The organism is Methylobacterium sp. Leaf91 (genome assembly GCF_001422815.1).
Taxonomy (GTDB): domain Bacteria; phylum Pseudomonadota; class Alphaproteobacteria; order Rhizobiales; family Beijerinckiaceae; genus Methylobacterium.
In genome coordinates this window covers 118,222-138,707 of sequence record NZ_LMMP01000009.1, presented here as the reverse complement: position 1 = coordinate 138,707, position 20,486 = coordinate 118,222, and the positions used below count along the sequence as shown (strand labels likewise).

At 64.4% G+C, this 20,486-nt stretch carries 20 protein-coding genes and 1 pseudogene; 9 read left to right on the top strand and 12 right to left on the bottom strand.

The annotated features are described in order from the left end of the window. Positions 1 to 105 precede the first annotated feature (105 nt). Both ASF32_RS09755 and ASF32_RS09750 read left to right on the top strand, forming a co-directional pair. Positions 106 to 1,173 (top strand): annotated as a pseudogene (locus ASF32_RS09755) (molybdopterin-dependent oxidoreductase); the annotation flags it as partial. Positions 1,174 to 1,184: 11 nt separating this feature from the next. Then, on the top strand, positions 1,185 to 1,505 hold the full coding sequence (locus ASF32_RS09750) for a hypothetical protein (RefSeq protein WP_056427065.1): 321 nt from the start codon (positions 1,185 to 1,187) through the stop codon (positions 1,503 to 1,505). A 21-nt stretch (positions 1,506 to 1,526) separates the two neighbouring features. On the opposite strand, the gene ASF32_RS09745 is transcribed toward ASF32_RS09750, so the two are convergent. After that, positions 1,527 to 1,805, bottom strand: a complete 279-nt coding sequence (locus ASF32_RS09745; RefSeq protein ID WP_244477894.1) for a hypothetical protein — start codon at positions 1,803 to 1,805, stop codon at positions 1,527 to 1,529. 167 nt (positions 1,806 to 1,972) lie between these two features. Here ASF32_RS09745 and ASF32_RS09740 point away from each other — a divergent pair, with 167 nt between their 5' ends. The 5 genes from ASF32_RS09740 (at position 1,973) to ASF32_RS09720 (ending at position 7,436) form a co-directional block, all read left to right on the top strand. Continuing rightward, positions 1,973 to 2,995, top strand: a complete 1,023-nt coding sequence (locus ASF32_RS09740) for a putative sulfate exporter family transporter (protein ID WP_056427115.1) — start codon at positions 1,973 to 1,975, stop codon at positions 2,993 to 2,995. A gap of 125 nt (positions 2,996 to 3,120) precedes the next feature. Further along, positions 3,121 to 5,001 (top strand): MHYT domain-containing protein, encoded by a 1,881-nt coding sequence (locus ASF32_RS09735; RefSeq protein WP_056427057.1) that lies wholly within the window; start codon positions 3,121 to 3,123, stop codon positions 4,999 to 5,001. Further along, positions 4,998 to 5,450 carry a response regulator gene (locus ASF32_RS09730; protein ID WP_056427054.1) on the top strand — a complete coding sequence of 151 codons (453 nt, stop codon included), beginning with the start codon at positions 4,998 to 5,000 and terminating at the stop codon, positions 5,448 to 5,450. Before ASF32_RS09735 ends, ASF32_RS09730 begins: the two co-directional genes overlap by 4 nt. Positions 5,451 to 5,463: 13 nt before the next feature. Continuing rightward, positions 5,464 to 6,513, top strand: a complete 1,050-nt coding sequence (locus tag ASF32_RS09725; RefSeq protein WP_056427049.1) for a response regulator — start codon at positions 5,464 to 5,466, stop codon at positions 6,511 to 6,513. Between the two features lie 95 nt (positions 6,514 to 6,608). Then, positions 6,609 to 7,436: a 3-keto-5-aminohexanoate cleavage protein gene (locus ASF32_RS09720; protein WP_056427112.1), complete on the top strand. Its 828-nt coding sequence runs from the start codon at positions 6,609 to 6,611 to the stop codon at positions 7,434 to 7,436. 73 nt (positions 7,437 to 7,509) lie between these two features. On the opposite strand, the gene ASF32_RS09715 is transcribed toward ASF32_RS09720, so the two are convergent. The 5 genes from ASF32_RS09715 to ASF32_RS09695 all read right to left on the bottom strand — a co-directional run bounded on the left by ASF32_RS09715 (position 7,510) and on the right by ASF32_RS09695 (position 12,776). Further along, positions 7,510 to 7,929, bottom strand: a complete 420-nt coding sequence (locus ASF32_RS09715; RefSeq protein WP_056427046.1) for an FKBP-type peptidyl-prolyl cis-trans isomerase — start codon at positions 7,927 to 7,929, stop codon at positions 7,510 to 7,512. A gap of 58 nt (positions 7,930 to 7,987) precedes the next feature. Then, complete coding sequence (locus ASF32_RS09710) at positions 7,988 to 9,139, bottom strand: GNAT family N-acetyltransferase (protein WP_056427043.1); 1,152 nt, start codon at positions 9,137 to 9,139, stop codon at positions 7,988 to 7,990. Further along, a complete protein-coding gene (locus ASF32_RS09705; protein WP_244477893.1) occupies positions 9,136 to 10,491 on the bottom strand; it encodes a lipopolysaccharide biosynthesis protein in 1,356 nt (451 codons plus the stop codon). The genes ASF32_RS09710 and ASF32_RS09705 overlap by 4 nt, the downstream gene beginning before the upstream one ends. Positions 10,492 to 10,767: 276 nt before the next feature. Further along, a complete protein-coding gene (locus ASF32_RS09700) occupies positions 10,768 to 11,718 on the bottom strand; it encodes a GDSL-type esterase/lipase family protein (RefSeq protein ID WP_056427038.1) in 951 nt (316 codons plus the stop codon). Continuing rightward, on the bottom strand, positions 11,688 to 12,776 hold the full coding sequence (locus ASF32_RS09695) for an OpgC domain-containing protein (protein ID WP_056427035.1): 1,089 nt from the start codon (positions 12,774 to 12,776) through the stop codon (positions 11,688 to 11,690). The genes ASF32_RS09700 and ASF32_RS09695 overlap by 31 nt, the downstream gene beginning before the upstream one ends. Before the next feature lie 229 nt (positions 12,777 to 13,005). Here ASF32_RS09695 and ASF32_RS09690 point away from each other — a divergent pair, with 229 nt between their 5' ends. Both ASF32_RS09690 and ASF32_RS09685 read left to right on the top strand, forming a co-directional pair. After that, positions 13,006 to 14,550: an ATPase domain-containing protein gene (locus ASF32_RS09690; RefSeq protein WP_156467751.1), complete on the top strand. Its 1,545-nt coding sequence runs from the start codon at positions 13,006 to 13,008 to the stop codon at positions 14,548 to 14,550. Next, positions 14,537 to 15,577 carry a sensor histidine kinase gene (locus tag ASF32_RS09685; RefSeq protein ID WP_056427030.1) on the top strand — a complete coding sequence of 347 codons (1,041 nt, stop codon included), beginning with the start codon at positions 14,537 to 14,539 and terminating at the stop codon, positions 15,575 to 15,577. The genes ASF32_RS09690 and ASF32_RS09685 overlap by 14 nt, the downstream gene beginning before the upstream one ends. 9 nt (positions 15,578 to 15,586) lie before the next feature. Here the strand turns inward: ASF32_RS09685 and ASF32_RS09680 are convergent, their stop codons facing one another. The 6 genes from ASF32_RS09680 to ASF32_RS09655 form a co-directional block, all read right to left on the bottom strand. Next, positions 15,587 to 15,961, bottom strand: a complete 375-nt coding sequence (locus ASF32_RS09680; RefSeq protein WP_082469962.1) for a hypothetical protein — start codon at positions 15,959 to 15,961, stop codon at positions 15,587 to 15,589. 5 nt (positions 15,962 to 15,966) lie between these two features. Continuing rightward, a complete protein-coding gene (locus ASF32_RS09675; protein ID WP_244477908.1) occupies positions 15,967 to 17,457 on the bottom strand; it encodes a peptidase S10 in 1,491 nt (496 codons plus the stop codon). Positions 17,458 to 17,645: 188 nt separating this feature from the next. Continuing rightward, positions 17,646 to 18,098, bottom strand: a complete 453-nt coding sequence (locus ASF32_RS09670; protein WP_056427019.1) for a DNA polymerase III subunit chi — start codon at positions 18,096 to 18,098, stop codon at positions 17,646 to 17,648. A gap of 52 nt (positions 18,099 to 18,150) precedes the next feature. Further along, positions 18,151 to 19,320: a glutathionylspermidine synthase family protein gene (locus ASF32_RS09665; protein ID WP_056427017.1), complete on the bottom strand. Its 1,170-nt coding sequence runs from the start codon at positions 19,318 to 19,320 to the stop codon at positions 18,151 to 18,153. Continuing rightward, positions 19,320 to 19,964 (bottom strand): DUF1190 domain-containing protein, encoded by a 645-nt coding sequence (locus ASF32_RS09660; RefSeq protein WP_244477892.1) that lies wholly within the window; start codon positions 19,962 to 19,964, stop codon positions 19,320 to 19,322. Before ASF32_RS09660 ends, ASF32_RS09665 begins: the two co-directional genes overlap by 1 nt. Before the next feature lie 120 nt (positions 19,965 to 20,084). Further along, a complete protein-coding gene (locus tag ASF32_RS09655) occupies positions 20,085 to 20,483 on the bottom strand; it encodes a DUF350 domain-containing protein (RefSeq protein ID WP_056427008.1) in 399 nt (132 codons plus the stop codon). Positions 20,484 to 20,486: the final 3 nt, after the last annotated feature.

The following is a 20,486-nucleotide window of genomic DNA, read 5'->3' as shown; positions in this document are numbered from 1 at the left end:
CCCCGACCCGCTTCGCCGGGCTGATCAGGGGCGTCCCGCCATACCCATCCAGGGGGTCAAAGTTCGACGCCGATCCAGGGTCAATGTTCAACGCTGTTTGACACTTATCCTGGAAAGCGGCCATTGCTGCAGACGACGGCACGTCCGCCTCAGCTTGAAACTCCGTTCCAGGTTTTCGACGAGGGGGTGATCACGCCGAACGATGCGTTCTTCGTGCGTTATCACCTCGCCGATATCCCGACCTCCATCGATCCAGACCTGTTCCGGCTGGAGATAAGCGGCCATGTCGACAGGCCGATCTTCCTCTCCTTGAAGGAACTGAAGAGCCTTCCCGTCATCGACCTCGTGGCCGTGAACCAGTGCTCGGGGAACTCTCGGGGCTTCATCTTGCCCCGTGTCGCCGGGGGGCAACTCGGCAATGGCGCCATGGGGAATGCCCGCTGGACCGGCGTCTCGCTCAAATCCGTGCTCGACAAAGCCGGGGTGAAGCAGGGCGCCGTGCAGGTGGCGTTCACCGGTCTCGACGGGCCGGTTCTGCCCGAGACGCCGCGTTACGCCAAGGCTCTCGCTATCGATCATGCCGAGGAGGGCGAGGTGATGCTGGCCTGGGCAATGAACGGAGAGGAGCTTCCCTGGCTTAACGGCTACCCGTTGAGGCTCGTGGTACCGGGTTTCTACGGCACCTACTGGATCAAGCACCTGAGCTCGATCACGGTGCTGGACACCCCCTTCGATGGGTTCTGGATGCAGAAGGCCTATCGCATCCCCGACAACGAGTGTGCCTGTGTCGAGCCGGGAGCCGCCTTGGGGAAGACGGTACCGATCCATCGGCTGCCCGTTCGCTCATTTATCACCAACCTGACGGATGGTGCGACAGTTCGCGCCGGAACGGTAGCTCTGCGCGGTATCGCCTTCGATGGAGGTTCCGGCATTACGGCCGTCGACATCTCGTTGGATGACGGGACGACATGGTCGGCAGCACGGCTCGGCCAAAATATTGGCCAGTACTCGTTTCGGTCCAGGAGTTATGAGGCCGATCTCAAGTCGGGCTCGCACGTGGTTCGTGTCCGCGCCAAAGCCGGAGACGGGACGACGCAGCCGATGGAGCCGCGTTGGAATCCGGCGGGATATATGCGGAACGTCATCGAGACCACCCGACTTGAGGCGCTGTGAGGAGAAGCGAGATGAGACACCATCGTTTCGCGGCCGCCTTTGGATCGCTTGCCCTTCTCATCGGTGGAACGGCCTGGGCCGCACCGCGCAGTTATGACGTCCCGGAGCCAACAGCGGAGTTGCTGCCCGTTCAGGGTCACGAAGCCGGTTTCGAGGCGGCGCAAACCTATTGCACCATGTGTCACTCGGTGGATTACATCCTCACGCAGCCGCCCGGAAAAGGCGCCGCGTTTTGGAATGCCGAGGTCACAAAGATGGTGAAGGTCTTTCGCGCACCGATCGAGGAAGCCGAAGCCAAAGCGATCGCCGCCTATCTTGCAGCCGCCTACTAACTGGCGGCCATCGATCTCAGTCTAGCGGATCGCCGTGACGAAAGCCGCGATCTGCGCCTGGGCAAGCGTCATCGTCTGATCGAAGGTCTGCTCGCTAAAATAGATCCGGCCCGCGGTGAGCGTAAGTGCCAGAGTCCAGAACACTGCAATAGCAGCATTGCGTGCGCGCCGATCACCCTGCATCGTGGAAGCGTTGCGGTCGTCGCTGACCGGTTCGCCATACGGATCGAAACTGGTGGAGCCGAAATTCGAACGAGCACTCATACGTGTTAAGATCGAGGTTTGGTTGCCATCGATCAATGGATGGGTCTTTTGAAGTTAGAGCCATATGGAGAGGGGTTTTCTCCTTTCTACGCCCAAGGCAGAAGTTTGTTTTTGGAACGGCCTGCTGGCAGATCCCGGCAGGTGGAATGGGCGTGAAAACATCATCGAATACGGGTCTTCCCGCGGGTGAGACCACCACGCGCATGCGGCCGGCGCTGCTGGCCGGCCTGATGCTCTGCCTCACCGTGACCGCTTCCGCCATGGCGATCCAGGCTTGGGAAGAGCGGGCCACCGGTCACCCCTATATAGAGGCATTAGTCATCGCGATCCTGTTGGGTATCGCCATCCGCACCGCATGGGTGCCGGGTGAACGCTTCCGAGCCGGGATCGCCTTCAGTGCGAAGCAACTGCTCGAAATTGCCGTGATGTTGCTGGGTGCTTCCATCAGCCTCGGTGCCATCGTTGCCTCTGGCCCGGCTCTGCTCACCGGCATCGTCGGAACGGTGTTTCTCGCGATTCTGGCGAGTTACGCGATCTGCCGGGGGCTCGGTCTGCCGGCCCGCATGGCGATCCTTGTCGCCTGCGGCAACGCTATCTGCGGGAACTCGGCTATCTCTGCCGTGGCGCCGGTGATTGGGGCCGACAGCAAGGACGTCGCTGGCTCCATTGCATTCACCGCCGTGCTCGGCGTGCTGATGGTACTCGGGCTGCCTTTGTTCATTCCCCTTGCCGGTCTGTCAGACCACCAATACGGTGTGCTCGCCGGCCTGACGGTTTATGCCGTGCCCCAAGTCCTGGCCGCTACGGTGCCGGTCGGGCTCCTGAGCACCCAGGTCGGCACGCTGGTCAAGCTGGTTCGCGTCCTGATGCTCGGACCCGTCGTGGTGGCGTTCTCGCTTCTCGCCCACCGGTTGCCCCGGGAGGCAGGCGTGCAAAGCGCGTCGCCCCGGAGACTGGGATTCACTAAGCTCGTGCCCTGGTTCATCCTCGGATTCCTTGGGCTCGCCACCCTGCGCTCCCTCGGGCTGATCCCTGACGCTGCCTCCGGCCCGGTGCGGCAAGTGGCCGGTTTTCTCACGATCATGTCGATGGCTGCCCTTGGGCTCGGAGTCGATGTCCGGGTCCTGGCGCGCATGGGCGGCCGGGTCACCCTGGCCGTCACCGGCTCGCTCGCCGTCCTCCTCGCCATCAGCCTCATTCTCATCAGGGCCCTCGGCATCTCCTGATCGGCGCAAAGCCGATGAGCGGTAAGAACGCCCGGCTGGTTCGCTGTGGTGGCGCCGGTGCCGACCGGCTACGGTCGGGTCTCTGCCGGTTCAGCGGCTCCGAATCCTCCTCAAGCAGTCGCCCGATGGTTCATACCGGCTACAATCCCGCCCTCGTCGCCCTGTCCGTCGCCATCGCGATCTTCGCGTCCTACACGGCTTTGGATCTTGGAGCTCGGGTACACAATGCAGCGCCTGGCCGCCGCATCGCGTGGATCGGAGGGGCGGCGCTGGCCATGGGTGGCGGCATCTGGTCGATGCATTTCATCGGCATGCTCGCCTTCGAGATGGGGATGCCCACCTCTTACGAGGCCGGTCTCACCGTGCTCTCGCTCGTCATCGCCATTGGCGCAACCGGCGGCGCCTTCGCCTGGGTCGGCCGACCGGGAGCGAAGGCGCAGGACATCCTTGTGAGCGGCACGCTGATGGGGATCGGCATCGCCGGCATGCACTTCATCGGCATGACCGCCCTGCACATGCCCGGTAGCGTTACCTACAACCTGCTCCTCGCCGCCGTATCGGTGCTCATTGCCGTGACGGCAGCGACGGTCGGGCTCTGGCTCACGTTCCGAAATCACGGAGCGTGGCAAAAAATCATCGCTGCTTTCGTGATGGGGTTCGCCGTCTCTGGGATGCACTATACTGGCATGGCCGCCGCGACCTTCACGACAGGGGAAACCGGCGCGCATGCGAGCCACGTTACCGGTCTCGCTCCGAGCCAGCAGAACCTCGCCCTCTTCGTCGGGGCGGCGATCTTCCTCACTCTGTTCCTCGCCATGCTGGCCTCCTCCATCGACCAGCAGCGCGTCCAGCGTGAGTTGAGCAACAGCGAGGCGCGGTTCCGCGCGGCGATTCAGGCTGTGCGCGGCGTGCTCTGGACCAACGATGCCGAGGGCCGGATGGTCGGCGAACAGCCGGGATGGTCAGCGATCACCGGCCAATCCTTCGAGGAGTACCAGGGGTTCGGATGGGCCAACGCCGTGCATCCGGACGATTCTCGATCGTCCGTGGACGCCTGGAACGAAACGGTCCGGGAGAAGCGAACCTTCGTCCACGAGCATCGCGTCCGGGTGAGCGACGGGACGTGGCGGCATTTCGCGATCCGTGCCGTCCCGGTTCTGGCCCCCGATGGGTCAATTCGTGAATGGGTCGGCGTGCATACCGACATCACCGAGCAGCGCGAGGCGGAAGCGGAACTCCGAGAATCCAACGAGGAGATTCAGCGCTATGCCTACATCGTCAGCCACGACCTTCGCGCCCCCCTCGTGAACGTCATGGGTTTCACGAGTGAGCTCGACGCTACGCGTGAGGACATCCGTTCCGCCCTGAAGTCCCATCCCGACGCGGAGAGGATCGACGCCGATCTTGGTGAGGCGCTCGGCTTCATCAGCGCCGCGGTGACGCGGATGGAAAGCCTGATCGCCGCGATCCTGAAACTGTCCCGCGAAGGGCGGCGAAGTTTCAGGCCGGAACCCCTCGACCTTGACGCGCTGCTTCAGCGCCTCGCCGATGCCCAGCGCCATCAGACCGACGCGGCCGGCGCGGAAGTCGTCGTCGCGCGCGATCTGCCGAGGATCACGGCGGACCGACTCGCCCTCGAACAGATCTTCGGCAATCTGCTCGACAATGCGGTGAAGTATCTGGATCCCACTCGCGCCGGTCGAATCACAGTGACTGCCGCGGCCGTTGGGCCGCGAATTCGTATCGATGTCGCTGATAACGGCAGGGGAATTGCTGAACGTGACCATTCCCGCGTGTTCGAACTGTTCCGCCGCTCCGGAGCGCAGGATCGACCGGGCGAAGGGATCGGTCTCGCCCATGTGAAAGCTTTGGTCCGGTCGCTGGGTGGACGGATCGACGTCGCCTCCAAGCTCGGTGAAGGCACCACCTTCAGCGTGACGCTGCCCCGCGGGAGCGCTACAGCTGTATACGAGGGTGTTCCGGCGACGTCCCTCGCAGCGGAATGAGGCGTGATCCGAACGTGAACCCCGTCAGTATCGTGATGATCGAGGATGACGAAGGTCATGCCCGGCTCATCGAGCGCAATATTCGCCGCGCGGGCGTCAACAACGAGATCATTCCGTTCCGGGACGGGACGTCGGCGCTCGCTTATCTGCTCGGACCGGACGGCACCGGAGAGGCCAGCGCCAAGCGCCCACTCCTGATCCTGCTCGATCTCAATCTTCCGGATATGACCGGGATCGACATCCTGGAGAAGGTCAAGGCGAACCCACATACGCGGCGCTCGCCCGTGGTCGTTCTCACGACAACGGACGACAGCCGCGAGGTTCAGCGTTGCTACGATCTCGGCGCGAACGTCTACATCACCAAGCCGGTGAATTATGAGGGCTTCTCGAACGCTATTCGTCAGCTCGGGTTGTTCTTTTCCGTGATGCAGGTGCCCGAGAACCCATGAAAATCCGCACCGCATGAGCGCTCCCCTCGCCCCGGAGCGCGGTCGCATCCTCTATGTCGACGACGATCCCGGCCTCGGGCGCCTCGTGCAGAAGGGCCTGAACGCACGCGGCTATATCGTGGAACTTGCCGCCACCGGCGACGAGGGTCTTGCGCGTCTGAGCCAGGGCGGCATCGATCTCGTGGCCCTCGATCATCATATGCCCGGCCAGACCGGTCTCGACGTGCTCCCAGCCATCCGCGCCATGCCCTTCGCCCCGCCGGTAATTTATGTCACCGGGTCTGAGGACAGCCGCGTCGCGGTGGCCGCTCTGAAGGCCGGGGCCGTGGATTACGTCTGGAAGGACCTGCAGGGTCAGTTCCGCGAACTCCTCGGCGAAGCGGTCGACACGGCTCTGCGCCAGGAGGCCATGAGGCGCGACAAGGAACGGGCCGAGGCAGAGGTCCGTGAGGCCCGAGACCGCGCGGTCATGTTGTTGCGCGAGGTGAATCACCGGGTCGCCAATTCCCTCGCCCTCGTGGCGGCCTTGACGCATATGCAGACCAACGCCGTCTCCGATCCCGCTGCCAAAGCGGCCTTGCGCGAGATGCAGGCGCGGATCTCGGCCATCGCCGGCATTCATCGGCGGCTCTACACCTCCGATGATGTCGAGGCGGTGGAACTCGACGCCTATCTTTCAAGCCTTGTGGAGGAACTGCAGGGAGCGATGAAGGCAGCCGGGCGCGACCATGCCATTCGCCTCGTCGCGGAGCCGATCCGGCTTGCCACCGACAAGGCGGTCTCCGTCGGCGTCGTGGTCACCGAACTCGTGACGAACGCCTACAAATATGCGTATCCGCCGGAAGTCCCCGGTGAGATCCGGGTAGCGGTGGCGCGCGACGGGACGGACGGTTTGAGCCTGACCGTCGAGGATGACGGGATCGGGTGGACGGGCGAAGGCCAGCCTCGCGGCACCGGTCTCGGCTCGCGCATCGTCAAGGCCATGGCCACCAACCTCCGTTCCGCCCTTATCTATCGAGAGAGCGGACCCGGAACCAAGGCGACGCTGCTGTTCCAGGGCTGAGCGGACGGCTGCTTTGCCAGCGAACCCAGCACTTCGCTTACTGAGTGGAATGCAGTATTTCCCGTGCCCTCCTCATCGGACATCCGGGCCGGATCATGAAACCTGTCGTCGTCGCCGTCGCCATCACCGGTTCAGTTCCGCGCAAGACCGACAATCCGGCCCTTCCGGTGACGGGCGCCGAGCAGATCGAATCGACGCGCCAGGCCTACGAGGCGGGTGCCGCCCTGGTGCACATCCATGTGCGCAACGACGACGAGACGCCCTCGTCCGATCCCGACCGTTTCGCCGCCGTGCAGGAGGGAATTCGCCGCCATTGCCCCGGCATGATCGTGCAGTTCTCCACTGGAGGACGCGGACGCGATCCAGCCAGCCGTGGCCTGTCGCTTCGCCACCGGCCGGATATGGCCTCGCTCTCCACCGGCTCGGTCAACTTTCCGACCATCGTCTATGAGAATCCGGCGAGCCTCGTCACCGATCTCGCCAGTCAGATGCGGGCGCATGGTGTCTGGCCGGAAATCGAGATCTTCGATCTCTCACATCTTCATGGCGCCCGGCGGCTGGTGGATGAAGGGCTCATGGATGCCCGCCCCCACGTCCAATTCGTCATGGGAGTGAAGAATGCTCTGCCGGCCAACGAGCGCCTGCTCGATCTGCTCCTGGGCGAACTGAAGCAGGTACTGCCCGAGGCGACCTGGACCGCTGCCGGCATCGGACGCCATCAGGCCGAGGTCATGGACTGGGCACTTGCCCGTGGGGCGTTCTCGGTACGGACCGGATTGGAGGACAACATCCGGGTGACGAAGCACCAACTGGCAGCGAGCAATGCCGAACTGGTCGGGCTGGCCGTGGAGTGCGTGCAGCGGCACGGTCGTACCGTGGCGACACCCGCCGAGGCTCGAGCCGCACTGGGGTTGGCAGCCTGAGCGCTAGCGGGACCGATTGGGGACAGGCTAAGAACCGGACGAGGCGAGGCTCGTCCGGGTATAAGGGTCGGGTTCAGTTCACGCCGAGCAGTTCCACGTCGAAGATGAGCGTGGCGTTCGGCGGAATTAGCCCACCGGCACCGCGTGCGCCGTAGCCGAGGTCAGAGGGGATGATGAGCGTGCGCTTGCCGCCGACCTTCATCGTGGCGACACCCTGATCCCAACCACCGATCACCTGGCCGATGCCGAGGGTGAAGCTGAAGGGCTGGCCACGGTCGCGCGAGGAGTCGAACTTCTTGCCCGGCTTGCCGCCCTCATCGAGCCAGCCGGTATAATGGACGCTGACTTTCTTGCCGGTCTGCGGCGTAGGGCCGGTCCCGACGACTTCGTCGCGATATTGCAGGCCCGAAGGCGTGGTCACGGTCTCGGCGGATGCGGAAGCGGTCATGGCGATCAACAAAGCTCCGGTGAGGGCAAGAAGCGGACGACGCATGCGGATGGTTCCTGTCTGGCGTGCCGAACCGGCCGAGTAGCATGCCTGTGCCCGCCCGTCAGCGCCTGCCCAGGGCCCGTTTGACGCGGACCATGGCGCGCCGCTCCATCGAGATTAGGCGGATTCGCTGTTCGACCGTGATCATACGCGCGGCACCGCTAGGGGCGGCGACGATCTCGCAGATCGTCTCTCGATCAGGATAAAGATTCTCGAGGACCGAGCCGGCGAGCGTGGCCGAATCGAGCCGTTCGGCGAAGCCGGTCCCGTACAGAGCTTCGATGATCCGTGCCTCCAGCAGCAGGCCCGGAGCGCTGGAGCGCTCATTCTCTTCAAAGGTGGTCTTCAAGAGCGTGGCCGTACCGCTCGCTACGAGGGCAAGGCTGATCGAGAGCGGGCGACCATCCAACAGAAGGCTATCCGCCCGGACGCGGACCGGGCCATCGGCTCCGGTGAACAAGGCACGCGCGAAAGCCTCGTGCTGTGGGCGAGAAGCGAGCGCCGTCCCGGCCCTCCCCTTCCACCCGGCCTTCTCCAGTCTGAGAAAGCCCGCGACGGCATCGTTCAGGAGGTCGCCGCCGGTGGCGATGTCATGGCTGAGTGTGCCTCGCTTCGACAGGTTGCGATGGCGACGGCTGAGATCCTTCATCCGCGATCGGTGCGGATGCTCGTCGAGGAAACCGGCATATGACTCGCGACGCTCGACGATCGGTCGCTCGAAACGGCTGGCGATGCCTCTCATCCAGCCGGCGCGATCCATGGCCTCGAGCAATCCGCGACCGAGCTTCGTCTCGGTGGGAAGCAGGGGCCAGCGCCAGATCCGCCCCTTGGAGGCGGATTGGAGCCCTTTCACCAACAGATCGAGGATGTCGGGCAGGTCGGGAGCATCCGCAACGAGAGGGCTCGTCTGGGTGATGAAGGGCGACAGGAAGGGACGGGCAATGCGCGTTCCGAGCCCGCTCACATCGCGCTTCCATGCAAAGGGCAACAGAGCCTCCAGCCCAAGCCGGCCTTGCACAACGACGAAGGCGAGGTCGGTGGCGGCCAACCCCGCCCTCCGATGAGCCGCCATGACATGGCGGCTGTAATGCGGGTGCGTGGTGAGCGCATTGGCCATGAGCGCATCCCAGGGATCGGGATCGGCAGCCAGTTCCGAATATGTGGCGAGCGAGACCGAGCGTCCTGAGCGCAGGTCTTGTAAGACCGTCTTCATGAGCCAAGCCGACCGGCGAACGGCAGGACCGTCGTAACGATACCGTGCACACGGAAAGCGGCCAAAGCCATTCCCAACCCGCGAAGCACGTTGGCCATGGCCATCGCGATGGCCGCTCCCATGATTCCGAGGACCGGTACCAGAATCAGACAGAGCAGAGCGGCCAGGGCCAGCATCGCCAGGGTGATGCCAGCGCAGAGACGTTCACCGTCGATCATGGTGAGCAGGTCTTCGCCGGGTCCGAACAGGCTCGCTCCGACATTGCCCGCGACCAGCACGGCGAGAAGCGGATAGCTCGCTCCAAATTCCGGCCCGAACATCGCGAGCAGGAATGGGCCCGCCGTGACGATGAAGAGACCGACGATCACCGTGGCGGCGAAGGTAAGGCGGGCCTGCATGCGGACGAAGCGCGTCAGCCCGTCTGCATCCCCGGATGCGTGGATGGCGGCGAAACGCTGAGCGGTGGCCGCGGACGCGGCGTAATGCACGAAGGGGACGAATTGCTGGATCCGGGTCGCGACAAAATACAGGCCCACCGCCGCAGGTGGCATCAGCATGCCGAGGATGACCACGTCGATCATGCTGAAAGCGGAATATGCGAGGTCGGCGGCCGCGATCGGAAGGCAGGCCCGGAGCCAGATCCGCCAGCGGTATCGCGGTTTCACAGGGAGCAGATCGTCACGAAGGCGCAGGATCAGGAGCCGTGCTTGGATCGCCAGGGCGAGTCCAGTGGCGACCAGGGTGCAGGCGATGGCAACCCATGCCTGAGCCGGTGCCCCGACGGTGACGGCGCCCGCCATGGTGACCATGATGAGCCCCTGGCGCAGGAGGTAGGGCGGCGCGATGGCGAGCACCGCCCAGTTCTGGCTTCGAGCGACGCCCTCCAGATAATCCTGCATCGTGAAGAGCGGCAGAACGAGTGCTGCGAGGAGCAAAGGCCCAGCATACGGCCCATCGAGGAGGATGCCCTGCATCCAGGCAATGGCGAGGCCGATGCCTGCAACTATAGACGCAGCGGCAATGGTCACCCATGCGCCCACGAGGAGGAACCCGCGCATATGGGCGGCATCGCCTCTCGCCTGATCGGCGGGCAGGAAACGGCAGGCACCTTGAGCGAAACCCAGTGTGGAGGAATGGCCGAGGATGGCGATCCACACCCAGATCGATGCAAACACTCCGTATTCCGAGCGCCCCATGAGGCGCGCCATCATGACCTGTGCCCCGTAGGCGAAGATGGCGGCGGCGATGCGAATCGCGAAGACGTCGAGCGCCGCTCCCGCCGCGCCTGCGCGAAACGTCCTCAAGCGGCTGAAGGCCGCGCCGAGGGTCCAGCCCTCCGTCCCGTCCTTCACTGACCCCACTCCACGCCCCGAACGCTCAGGCCGACCCTATCTGTCTCAGCCACCGAGTCCGTTACGCTTTCGGGCTCTGAGCGAAACCCGTCCCGGAATGGACACGAAAAAGGGCTCTTCTCTAGCTTCGCCCCGGAAGGTCGCCCGGCTTTTGATGACGGCCCACTTGGTCGCGTCAGCCTACAACACCATCCGAACGAGACATTGCACGATGGCGCTATAGATCGATGACTACGGACCGACCGAGTATCCGCCGCGATCGCTATGGCAAGCCGATCAGGGTTGCTCTTGAAGCGAGGCACCACCGCTCCGGGGCGGTGAAGGCGGCTTCACCGCCGCATCCTTCGGCGGCGCGACGATGACCGACGGAGCAGTTGCGGTTCCGGTCGCAGACGGGTCGGGCTGGAGCAGCGAGAGGGTGATGGCTCGCGTAACATGCTCGGCCATGCAGCGCAGGCCAAGGTCGTTGAGACGGAACTGTCGTCCCAGCATATGTGCTTCGCCTTTGTCGCTGCTCCCGGACAGGTAGCGCATCGCCTCGTAGCGCTGCACGAGCGGCACTCCCTCGCGCAGTGCAACCTCCTGCACCTTCCGGACAATGCTGCTGTAATACTCGTCCTGGGCAAGCGAAGCCGTGTAGACTGGATTGACCAGCACCACGTCGATCTCGTGGGACTTGATCCACTGAACCGTCTCGTCGAGGACGCTGGCGAAGGCGTCGAGATCGACCCGGGCGAGCGCGTCGTGGGTACCGACCTGCCAGACCACTAGGTCGGGCTCGACCTCGGCCACCATGCTGCGCAGGCGCTCCGCAGCGCCCGAGGCGATCTCGCCCTGCATGCCTCGGCTCTCGACCTCCACATCCACGTTGGGAAGCGAGCGCTCAAGGGCCGTTTCCAGCTTGACCGGATAGGTCGCCGAGGCCCCTGCCCCCGCCGAGGACGACCCGATGGCGAGAACCCGTACGGGCCGCTTCTCCTTGAGCGCGGCCTTCACCGAGCTCAACCGGGCCAGAGTATAGAGCTTCGATCCCGGCACCCGGCATTCGGGCGACAGGCTCACATCGACGGCCTCCGACGCTTCGCCACCGGGAGCCGGGGCCGCCGCAGTCGGGGGAGAGACGATCGTCGCGCTGCCTTCCGCTCCGGCGCGGGATGATCCGGAGATCGTCCCGAGGGAGGCAAGGCCGAGTGAGATCAGGAGAGCCGAGGTTTGCGCGAGCGCCATTCGACGAACCATGCAGTGAAGCCCAGAGCGAACAAACCGAATCCCATGGCGCCGACATCCACGAGAAGGCCGCCCCCCGTCCAGAACCGCACGAGTTGCGCGGCGAGGCTCAAGAGCGAGCCGATGGAGAAGACTGCCAGTGAATTACGACCGAGTCCCGCCAAATATCGACCGATCGCACCGATGTGTGGGACGATGAGCGCGTAGACGCCTTGAAAGGCGAGCAACACGCCGATGAAGTGGATCAGTCGCGCTGGCGAAAGATACGTTTTGTCGAAGGAGAAGACGAGACGAGGATCGGGAACGAGCAGCGGGTCTGGCCGGAGGTCGAACACGGACAGGACAATTCCGAGCACGACGATGACGACGCCGAGGGGCATCAGCCGTTGAGACCAGCGCCGGAGCGTGCCGGATCGCTGGTTCAGGTCCTGGGCAACGAAGCCGAGCACCAGGAGAAGCTGCCAGCACAGGGGATCGAAGAACCAATCCCCCTCGCCCGGCCAGGACGGCAGGTTCCATTCGAAGACGAGGCTTGCCGAATAGAGGCCGAAGGACAGGACGAGCGCCGCAATACGGCTCACGCGGGCGATCAGGATGAAGATCGGGGCAATGCCCAAGAGCACCACGTAGAGCGGCAGGATATTGAAGAAGCCGAGCTGATGCGTGAGTGCGACGAAACCGATCGTGGTCTGGATCGGGTCGGCGAAGAAGCCTCCGGCATTGTGCCATTCGAGAAGGAGCGGATTGTCGAGGATCAGAGCCGTCCCGGCAATCATGGCCAGGGCGATCGCCATAGTGGTGATCTGTGCACGGTAGACTTCGATCGTGCGCGACAGGAGCCTCAGCACGCTTTTCAGACGCGGTTCCGGCTGGCCGTCACGCCCGCGCGTGGCGATCCCGATCGACCATCCGGCCAGGAAGACGAACAGTTCCGCGGCATCCGAGATGCCGTACTGCGAATAGGTGTAACGTTCGAATGTGTTGCCTGGGATGTGATTGACGTAGATCGTCACGAGGGCGAGGCCACGCCAGAAGTCGATCGCGTTCGGTTCGCGCATTATGGGATCCGAACTCCGGACTATCAGGTTGTGGGAGGAGCGCGAGGCGGTAGCGGCTGCCGCCTCGCAGCGCGGCGGCACGGTCTGATAAGGCGACGCACGACAATCTGCAAAGCCTGTTATTCCCGCCATCTCGAATGGCATCGGCTCCTGGTGTGGCCGATTTATCGAGGACAGACTCGCCGGGGAAATTTATGTTGAACCGTTGCCGTATCTACCGGACATGATGATGCCATCCAGTGACGCCCCCGACGCCCAACCGATCCCCACGGGAGTGCCGGGGTTCGATGGCATCCTTTCGGGAGGTTACGCGGCCCGCCGTGCGCATCTCGTGGAGGGTCGGCCGGGAAGTGGCAAGACGACCCTCGGCCTCCAGTTCCTCATCGACGGCGTGGCGCAGGGGGAGACCTGCCTCTACATCACCCTGTCGGAAAGCCGGCGGGAGTTGCTCTCCGTGGCGGGACGCCATGGCTGGTCCCTGGACGGGATCGAGATCTACGAGCTCGTGCCGCCAGAGCTGAGCCTCGATCTGAAGCAGCAACAGAGTCTCGTGCATTCGTCGGACCTCGAACTGGGCGAGACCGTCCGCATGGCCCTGGGCGAGATGGAGCGGGTGAAACCGACCCGCGTCGTCTTCGACAGCCTGTCGGAGATCCGGCTGCTCTCGCAAGGATCGCTGCGCTACCGCCGTCAGGTTCTCGCGCTCAAGAGCTACTTTCTTCTCAACGACATCACGGTGCTGATGCTCGACGATCTCAGCGCCGAGAATGACGATCTGAACCTACACTCCATCAGCCACGCGGTGATCCGGCTCGAACAGGTGACCCCGCCTTACGGCGCGGTTCGGCGGCGCATCCACGTCATCAAGATGCGCGGAACCGAGTATCAAGGCGGCTACCACGATTTCGTCATCAGGAAGGGCGGCATCCGCGTGCATCCGCGCTTGGTAGCAAGCGAACACCATCGCAGCTTCGTCATCGATTCGGTGGCGAGCGGCGTTCCCGAACTCGACCGGGTTCTCGGCGGTGGCCTCGATCGCGGGACGGCGAGCCTCGTGATCGGGCCATCGGGGGCCGGGAAATCAACGCTCGCCGTGAGCTACCTCGTCGCGGCCCTGAAACGCGGGGAACGAGGGCTGATCATCAGCTTCGATGAAACGCGCAACATCCTGCTGCAGCGCGCCCAGAGCGTGGGAATGCCTCTGGGGGCTTTTGTCGAAGCCGGAATGCTGCAGATCGAGCAGATCGACCCGGCCGATGTCTCGCCCGGCGATTTCTCCGGCCGCATCCGCGACGCTGTAGAGCGAGATGGAACGCGGATCGTCATCATCGATAGTCTGACCGGCTATCTCAGCGCCATGTCGGGTCAGCCGTACCTGGTCATGCAGATGCACGAACTGGTCACCTACCTGAACCAACAGGGGGTCGTGACGATTCTGATCCTGGCCCAGCATGGCATGGTCGGAAAGATGGAATCGCCCGTGGACCTGACCTATGTCAGCGACACCGTGATCATGCTCCGCTTCTTCGAAGCCGCCGGCCGGGTCCGTAGGGCTCTGTCCGTCCTGAAGAAGCGGACAGGCGCACATGAGGATACGATCCGCGAGTTCAAGATCGATGCAGGCGGATTGCGGGTGGGCGAACCGCTGGAGCGGTTCCGCGGTGTTCTCACGGGCGTTCCGACCTTTGACGGCGACCGGGATCATCTGCTCGCGGAACGGATCCGGACGGATGGAACGATCGTGAGCGAGCCCGGCCGCGATGCCGCATCCTGAACCGGTTGTCCTGATCCTCGCTCCGCTCGGACGGGATGCGATGGTGGCGGCGACGATCCTGGCGGAAGTCGGAATCGTGTCGAAGGCGACGTCGACCTTGGACGATCTCGTGGCCCATCTGGATCATGCAGCCTGCGCGGTGATGACGGAGGAAGCGCTTCTGCATTGGGACCGGCAGGAGATCGCTCGATGGGTCGAGCGGCAACCGCCCTGGTCGGACTTTCCTTTCGTGCTGCTCAGCTATCGCGGCGGCCCGCCGGATGTAAGGCTCACCGACCTACTCGGCAACGTCACGGTGCTGGAACGGCCGTTTCATCCGGCCGTGCTGGCGAATGCGGTTCGCTCGGCCCTTCGCGCGCGGCGGCGGCAACGCGAAGTGCAGGCGTATCTCGAAGAACGCCAACGGACGCACGAGCGCCAGGCTCTCCTGATCCGCGAGCTTCACCACCGCGTGAAAAACACGCTCGCCACGGTGCAGGGGCTCCTCGGTGCCACGGCGCGTTCGACCAAGGATGTGGACACATTCTACCAGTCCTTCTCGGACCGGATCGTCTCGCTCGGCAAGACGCATAACCTGCTCACTGAGGATTACTGGCAGACGGCGCCCCTGCGCGATCTTCTCCAAAACGAGCTCGGCCATTACAATGACGGGACAGCCAATCGGATCACGCTCGAAGGGCCCCCGGTCGAGCTGGCCGCAGATCTTGCCGTACCCACCGGTATGGCAATCCACGAACTGACCACCAATGCCACCAAGTACGGGGCGCTGTCGCTGCCGAGTGGGCGGGTCACGGTCAGCTGGAGCGTGGATCAACGCGATGCCGAGCGCGTCCTGGAACTCCGCTGGACTGAATCGGGCGGACCCCTGGTCAAGGCGCCGGAACGCAAGGGCTTCGGCTCGACGCTGCTCCAGCGAGTGCTCGCACAGCAATGCAATGCCGATGTCGACATTACCTATGAGGCCGAGGGCCTGCACTTTCGCATGGTCGCGCCCTTGCCCGGAGACAGGTTGGTGCCGGCCTATTGATCCGACCGGTCAGGATTTGACGATCCGGTCGAGGCGACCGTTGACGAAGAAATACAGCTCCTTCGCTCCCGGCTCGCTGTAGAGCACCTGTACCTCCCGGCCTGAACGGCCTTCGCCGATCAACACGTCCGTCGCAGGCTTCGCTTTCAACCGGATGAGATCGCATTCGCCGATCCCGGGCTCGATCACGGTCGCGCTGGCTGCGGAGGTCTGGCTGCACGTCCCATCGGCGTTGAGCACCGGGCCCGTGACGGACGGCGACGGGAGAAGTGCGACGGCAACCTTCGCCGGTACCGCCGCCGGTGCCTCGCGCTCGCTCGTCGTACACGCGCCGACGATATTGAGACCCATGAGACAAGCGGCGAAGCCTAGCCGCGACGACATCCTCGTCACTTCACGTCCTTTGCAGCGCCCGACCGCGCCTTCAGCGATGCAGCGTATAGCTCGGCCGCATCCCTATGAAAGGCCGCACGCGAATCGGGCCGCGAATAGAACATATGGCCGCCGGGATACACAGTTAGGTCGATCCGCCTGTCCGTGCCGAAGGCCGGCAACTGGTCGATGAGGAGTTTCGACGTGAAGTACGGGGTCACGAGATCGGTGAAACCGTGGGCGACGAGGACGCGCAGGTTACCATCGAGCGCCATGACGCCGCGAAGGGCTCCGAGCGATTCCGGTGCCATGCGTCCGCCGCCCCAGCCCCACCCTCGGCTGACCGCACCGTTGAGGAGTTCGTAGCGAAGATCGGGCACGCGATAGTTCAGTTTCGTGCCGTAGAGTTCGAGCATGGCGCTGGTCAGCGGCGCCTGCATGGCTGTGAGCAGCGGGTCCTCGAAGCCCGAGAATGTGGCGGCCGGGTCCGGATCCCATCCGGTGATGCCGGTATCGTAGGCGCTGGCGACCCTCCCCTCCTCCTGGCCGATCTCGCGTTGGACGCTGTTCGAACTCAGGCGTCCGGCTTGGCGGCGGACGAAGTTCGGATCGAGACCCGTGATGGCTCCGACCCTTTCGCCGAGCCGGGCCAGCGCCGCTTGGTCGGACGGGCCCTTGAGCAGGTCGGTGAGATAGTCGCCGGTGGCATAGGCCTCGGTCTCTGCCAGAGCCTTCCGGCTCGGCGTGCCACCGGCTCGTTCGATGGCGGCGGCGGCAAAGGACGGTAACTTCGTCACGTGGCCCCAGGGGGTCGTGCGCGGCGATTGCAACCAGGCGAAATCGAGGACGGGCGACAGGAGAACCATGCCGGAGAGGCCGATGCCGATCTCCTCCTGCAGCTTTGCCGCGATGAGCGGCCCGCGGAAACCGCCATAGCTCTCGCCGACGAAGAACTTGGGTGCCGCGATCCGATCATTCGTCCGCAGCCAGCGGGCGATGGCCGAGGACAGGACCGACGCATCCGAGTCGACGCTCCAGTAACGCTTGGCATCGCCGTCCGATGCGCGGCTGTATCCAGTCCCCACCGGGTCGAGGAAAACGAGATCGGTGAAATCGAGCCAGGTGCCGTCGTTGGGGACGAGGCTCACCGGCGTGGAGGGGCTGATGCTCGTGCCGTCGAGAGGAAGGCGCCAGGGGCCGATCGCGCCGATATTGAGATAGGCCGATGCCGCGCCGGGACCGCCGTTGACCGCGAAGGTGACGGGCCGGGTCGCTTCGCTCGTGTCCGCGAGACGATAGGCGATGAAGGCGATCTCTGCTTGGAGCTTTCCGCTCTCATCCACGAGGGGAAGGCTGCCCGCGGTGGCGGTAAAGCGAAGAAGGCGTCCATCCGGCAGGGTGACACTGTGCTCGGTGGTGACGTCGGAGGGAAGCTTGCGTCCCTCTGGGCCCCGTTCGGCGGCCCGCCGCTCCTGAGGCTTGTCGGCACCGTGGGGGGACTGCGCCATGGCGGGCTGCCCGGCGACGAGGAGCATGGCGGACAAGACGAGTGCGAGACACCTGGTGCCGCCTGCCAGAATGGACCGAAGCCCCGCGGGGATTGTGCCCGGCTTGGCCACACCACCGGGCCGGCATGAATCCGCGACGGTCGAACCTCGGTTCATGCGATTCTCGCTACAATGATGGGCCAAAGCGCTCACGCTTTTTTCTGCCAGCGTCCGGATTCGTCCTGCTGCCAATAAGCGATGGCATGGCCCGCTTCCTTCGCCTGCTTCCACTGCGCCCGCGCACCGAGCAACGCGTCCTGATCGTTACCGTCGAACAGGATGCAGATCCGCTGATAGTCTGACGCATCCGGTGGCAGTGAGGCGCCGTCCACGAGAAAGCGGATGGCGGCGGCGTTGGGATTACCATCCTGGAGCGTCAGGACGACGGGCTGGCTCGCCGCTAGCGGATCGCGATCCGTCCCATGTGGCAGAAAGCTATCGTCGCGATAGGTCCAGAGGTGATCGTCGAGAGCTTGAAGCCGCTCCTCGCCCGATGCCTGGATTGCCGCGCGCCAGTTGCGCTCCAGAGATCGCTCCACGAGGTTCGGTAGAACCGTCTCGAGAGGCTGCTGCTGGAGATGATAGAAGAGGATTTCGGTCACGGGAACCAGGATAGGGTAAAGCCGCCGATTTGAAAGCGGCGGGTTGCCGCTCTCAACCAGGCTCGATGAAGTGAGGGACGAACAGGGCTGAATTACCGGTGATCGGTCCCGCGCTTTCGCGAACGCACAGCCCCGCCGGTTCGTCGCCTACGATCCAGGAGCCGATCACGGGGCGGCGGCCGTCGAAATCCGGCAATTCGGCAAGGGCCTGTTGCACGTAGCGCCCGCCGCCATAGGGTCCGTGATCCTGTGCCAGCACGGCACCGTCGCGCAGCATGAGGATGTTCGCCCCCTCCCGTGAAACCAACGGCTTCTTGACGAAGGAGGTGCCCAATGACGCCTTGCGGGAATCGTTCTCGAAAAAGGAGGGCAACAGGTTGGGATGGCCGGGCTCTCTCGCATGGAGATGGGCCAGCAATCCCTTGTTCGAAAGGACGGCCTTCCAGGGTGGCTCGATGAACCGGGTCGTCGTGGTGCCGAGATCCTTTCCGAAAGCGTCGCTGAAGGCCCATTCCCAGGGATAGAGCTTGAACAGGCGCGGGATCGGCGCATCGACCCGGTCGACGAAGCGTCCGTCCTCGTCACGTCCGATGTCGGAGAGGTCGAGGAAGCAGGTCGCGAGCCCCGCTTGGCGCGCGCAATCTTCGAGATACGCCACCGTCCCCCTGTCCTCGGGCTCAACGGCATAAGCGGTGAAGGCCATCGCTCCGTCACCGCGAAGCGTGCGGAACCGGGCGATCAGCTTTTCGTGAAGGGAATTGAACTGGTCGGCTGTCTCGGGGAGCGAGCCGGTTCGCAGCCCTTCTTCCAGCCAGAGCCATTGAAACACGCCGGACTCGTAGAGGGCTGTGGGCGTGTCGGCATTGTATTCGAGGAGCTTTGCCGGCCCGGCGGATGCCCCTCCGTAGGAGAAATCCAGGCGTCCATAGAGGGAGGGGTCTCCCCGCCTCCAGCTCGCGCGGATCGCGTCCCAGGCATGGGAAGGAATGTCGAGCGAGGCCAGGATCCGCTCGTCCTCCACCGCATCGGCGACGAAAGCGAGGCACAGGGCGTGGATCTCGGTGCTCGGCGCTTCGAGATCGTCCTCGATCTCAGCCAGCTTGAAAGCGTAGGCGTGGCTCTCGGACCAATACGCTTCGCCATCGAAGGTGTGGAAGGTGAAACCATGCCGGCGCGCGGTCTCCCGCCAATCCGGTCGTTCGCCGATGGGCACGCGCCGCATCAGCCGCCGCTTCCATGGCTCGACCAGCCGTGCGACGAGAACGAACGGCCCGTGCTTCCAAAGCCACCGTATGCGACCTTGCGCACCGCCGAAGACGCGACCCGCGCGCTGGAGGACGCACCGCCCGAAGACGTGGTGATCCGTCCGCCCCAACTCGTGCAATAGCCGGCGCCACCCGAGTGGCCGGCGCTTCCGCTATGGGACGCTTCCGAATTCGGAGCATGGTCGAAGATCGGCTGTGGCGGCAGGTTCTGATCGATCCGCCTGCCGATGACGTAGCCGGCCATCCTCGGGACGAAGCGTCCGGCAGCACTCACGGCGACGCCGTCTCCGGGCAGGCAATGCGATGGGCCGTGATGCGCCTCGCAATCGGTCACCGTGGCGTAACGCGGTGCGACCTCGGGATAGGCGGCACGCGCCGTCAGGTACTCGCTCCGGCAATCCTCCTCCGTTCGCCTGGTTCCGGCGATACAGGCGTCCGCATTCGCATAGACGAGCACGGATTCTTCGTCCTGCGACGGATCGAGACGAGCAAGCCCGAAGGCGGCGGCGCCCGCACCCGCCAGCATGACGAGGGTCACCGTCTGCGAGCGCATGAGGCGCGGCGGCTTTACGGGTGTCGGAGTATCGGCCTCGGATGGCATCCTACTGAGGACCGCCTTCCGACGATCCGCTCCCTCACGGCACGATGCCGCACAGACCCGAATGTAGGATCGAGCTTGGCCGTTTGAAACCGGCGATGGGACATTTCCCCGAACGCCGGCTCAGTAAGTCATGGATGCCGCGTTGACGATGCCGCCCGCCAGGGACGACGCGGCGAGCAGGATGGATGCAGCGATCTCACCGGCTTCGATGCGCCGCGAGAGGTCCGGCAGGATCAGCCGCACGACGAAATAGGCCAGGATCTGCACGATGAGGGCGACGAGGCCCCAGACGATGCAGTCGAGGATCGATTGAGCGTTATAGATCGCCACCGAGAGCGGCAGCGTATAGCCGATGAGGCTTCCGCCCAGCGCGATGGCGGCCGAGGCATTGTTGGCGCGGATCAGCGCGATCTCGCGATGGGACGTCGCCGACAGGTAGACCGCGAGATAGACCGCCACGAGGCCGAACGCCGCCGCGACATAAGCGATGAAGGCAGGCAGACCCGAGATCGAGACCATGGC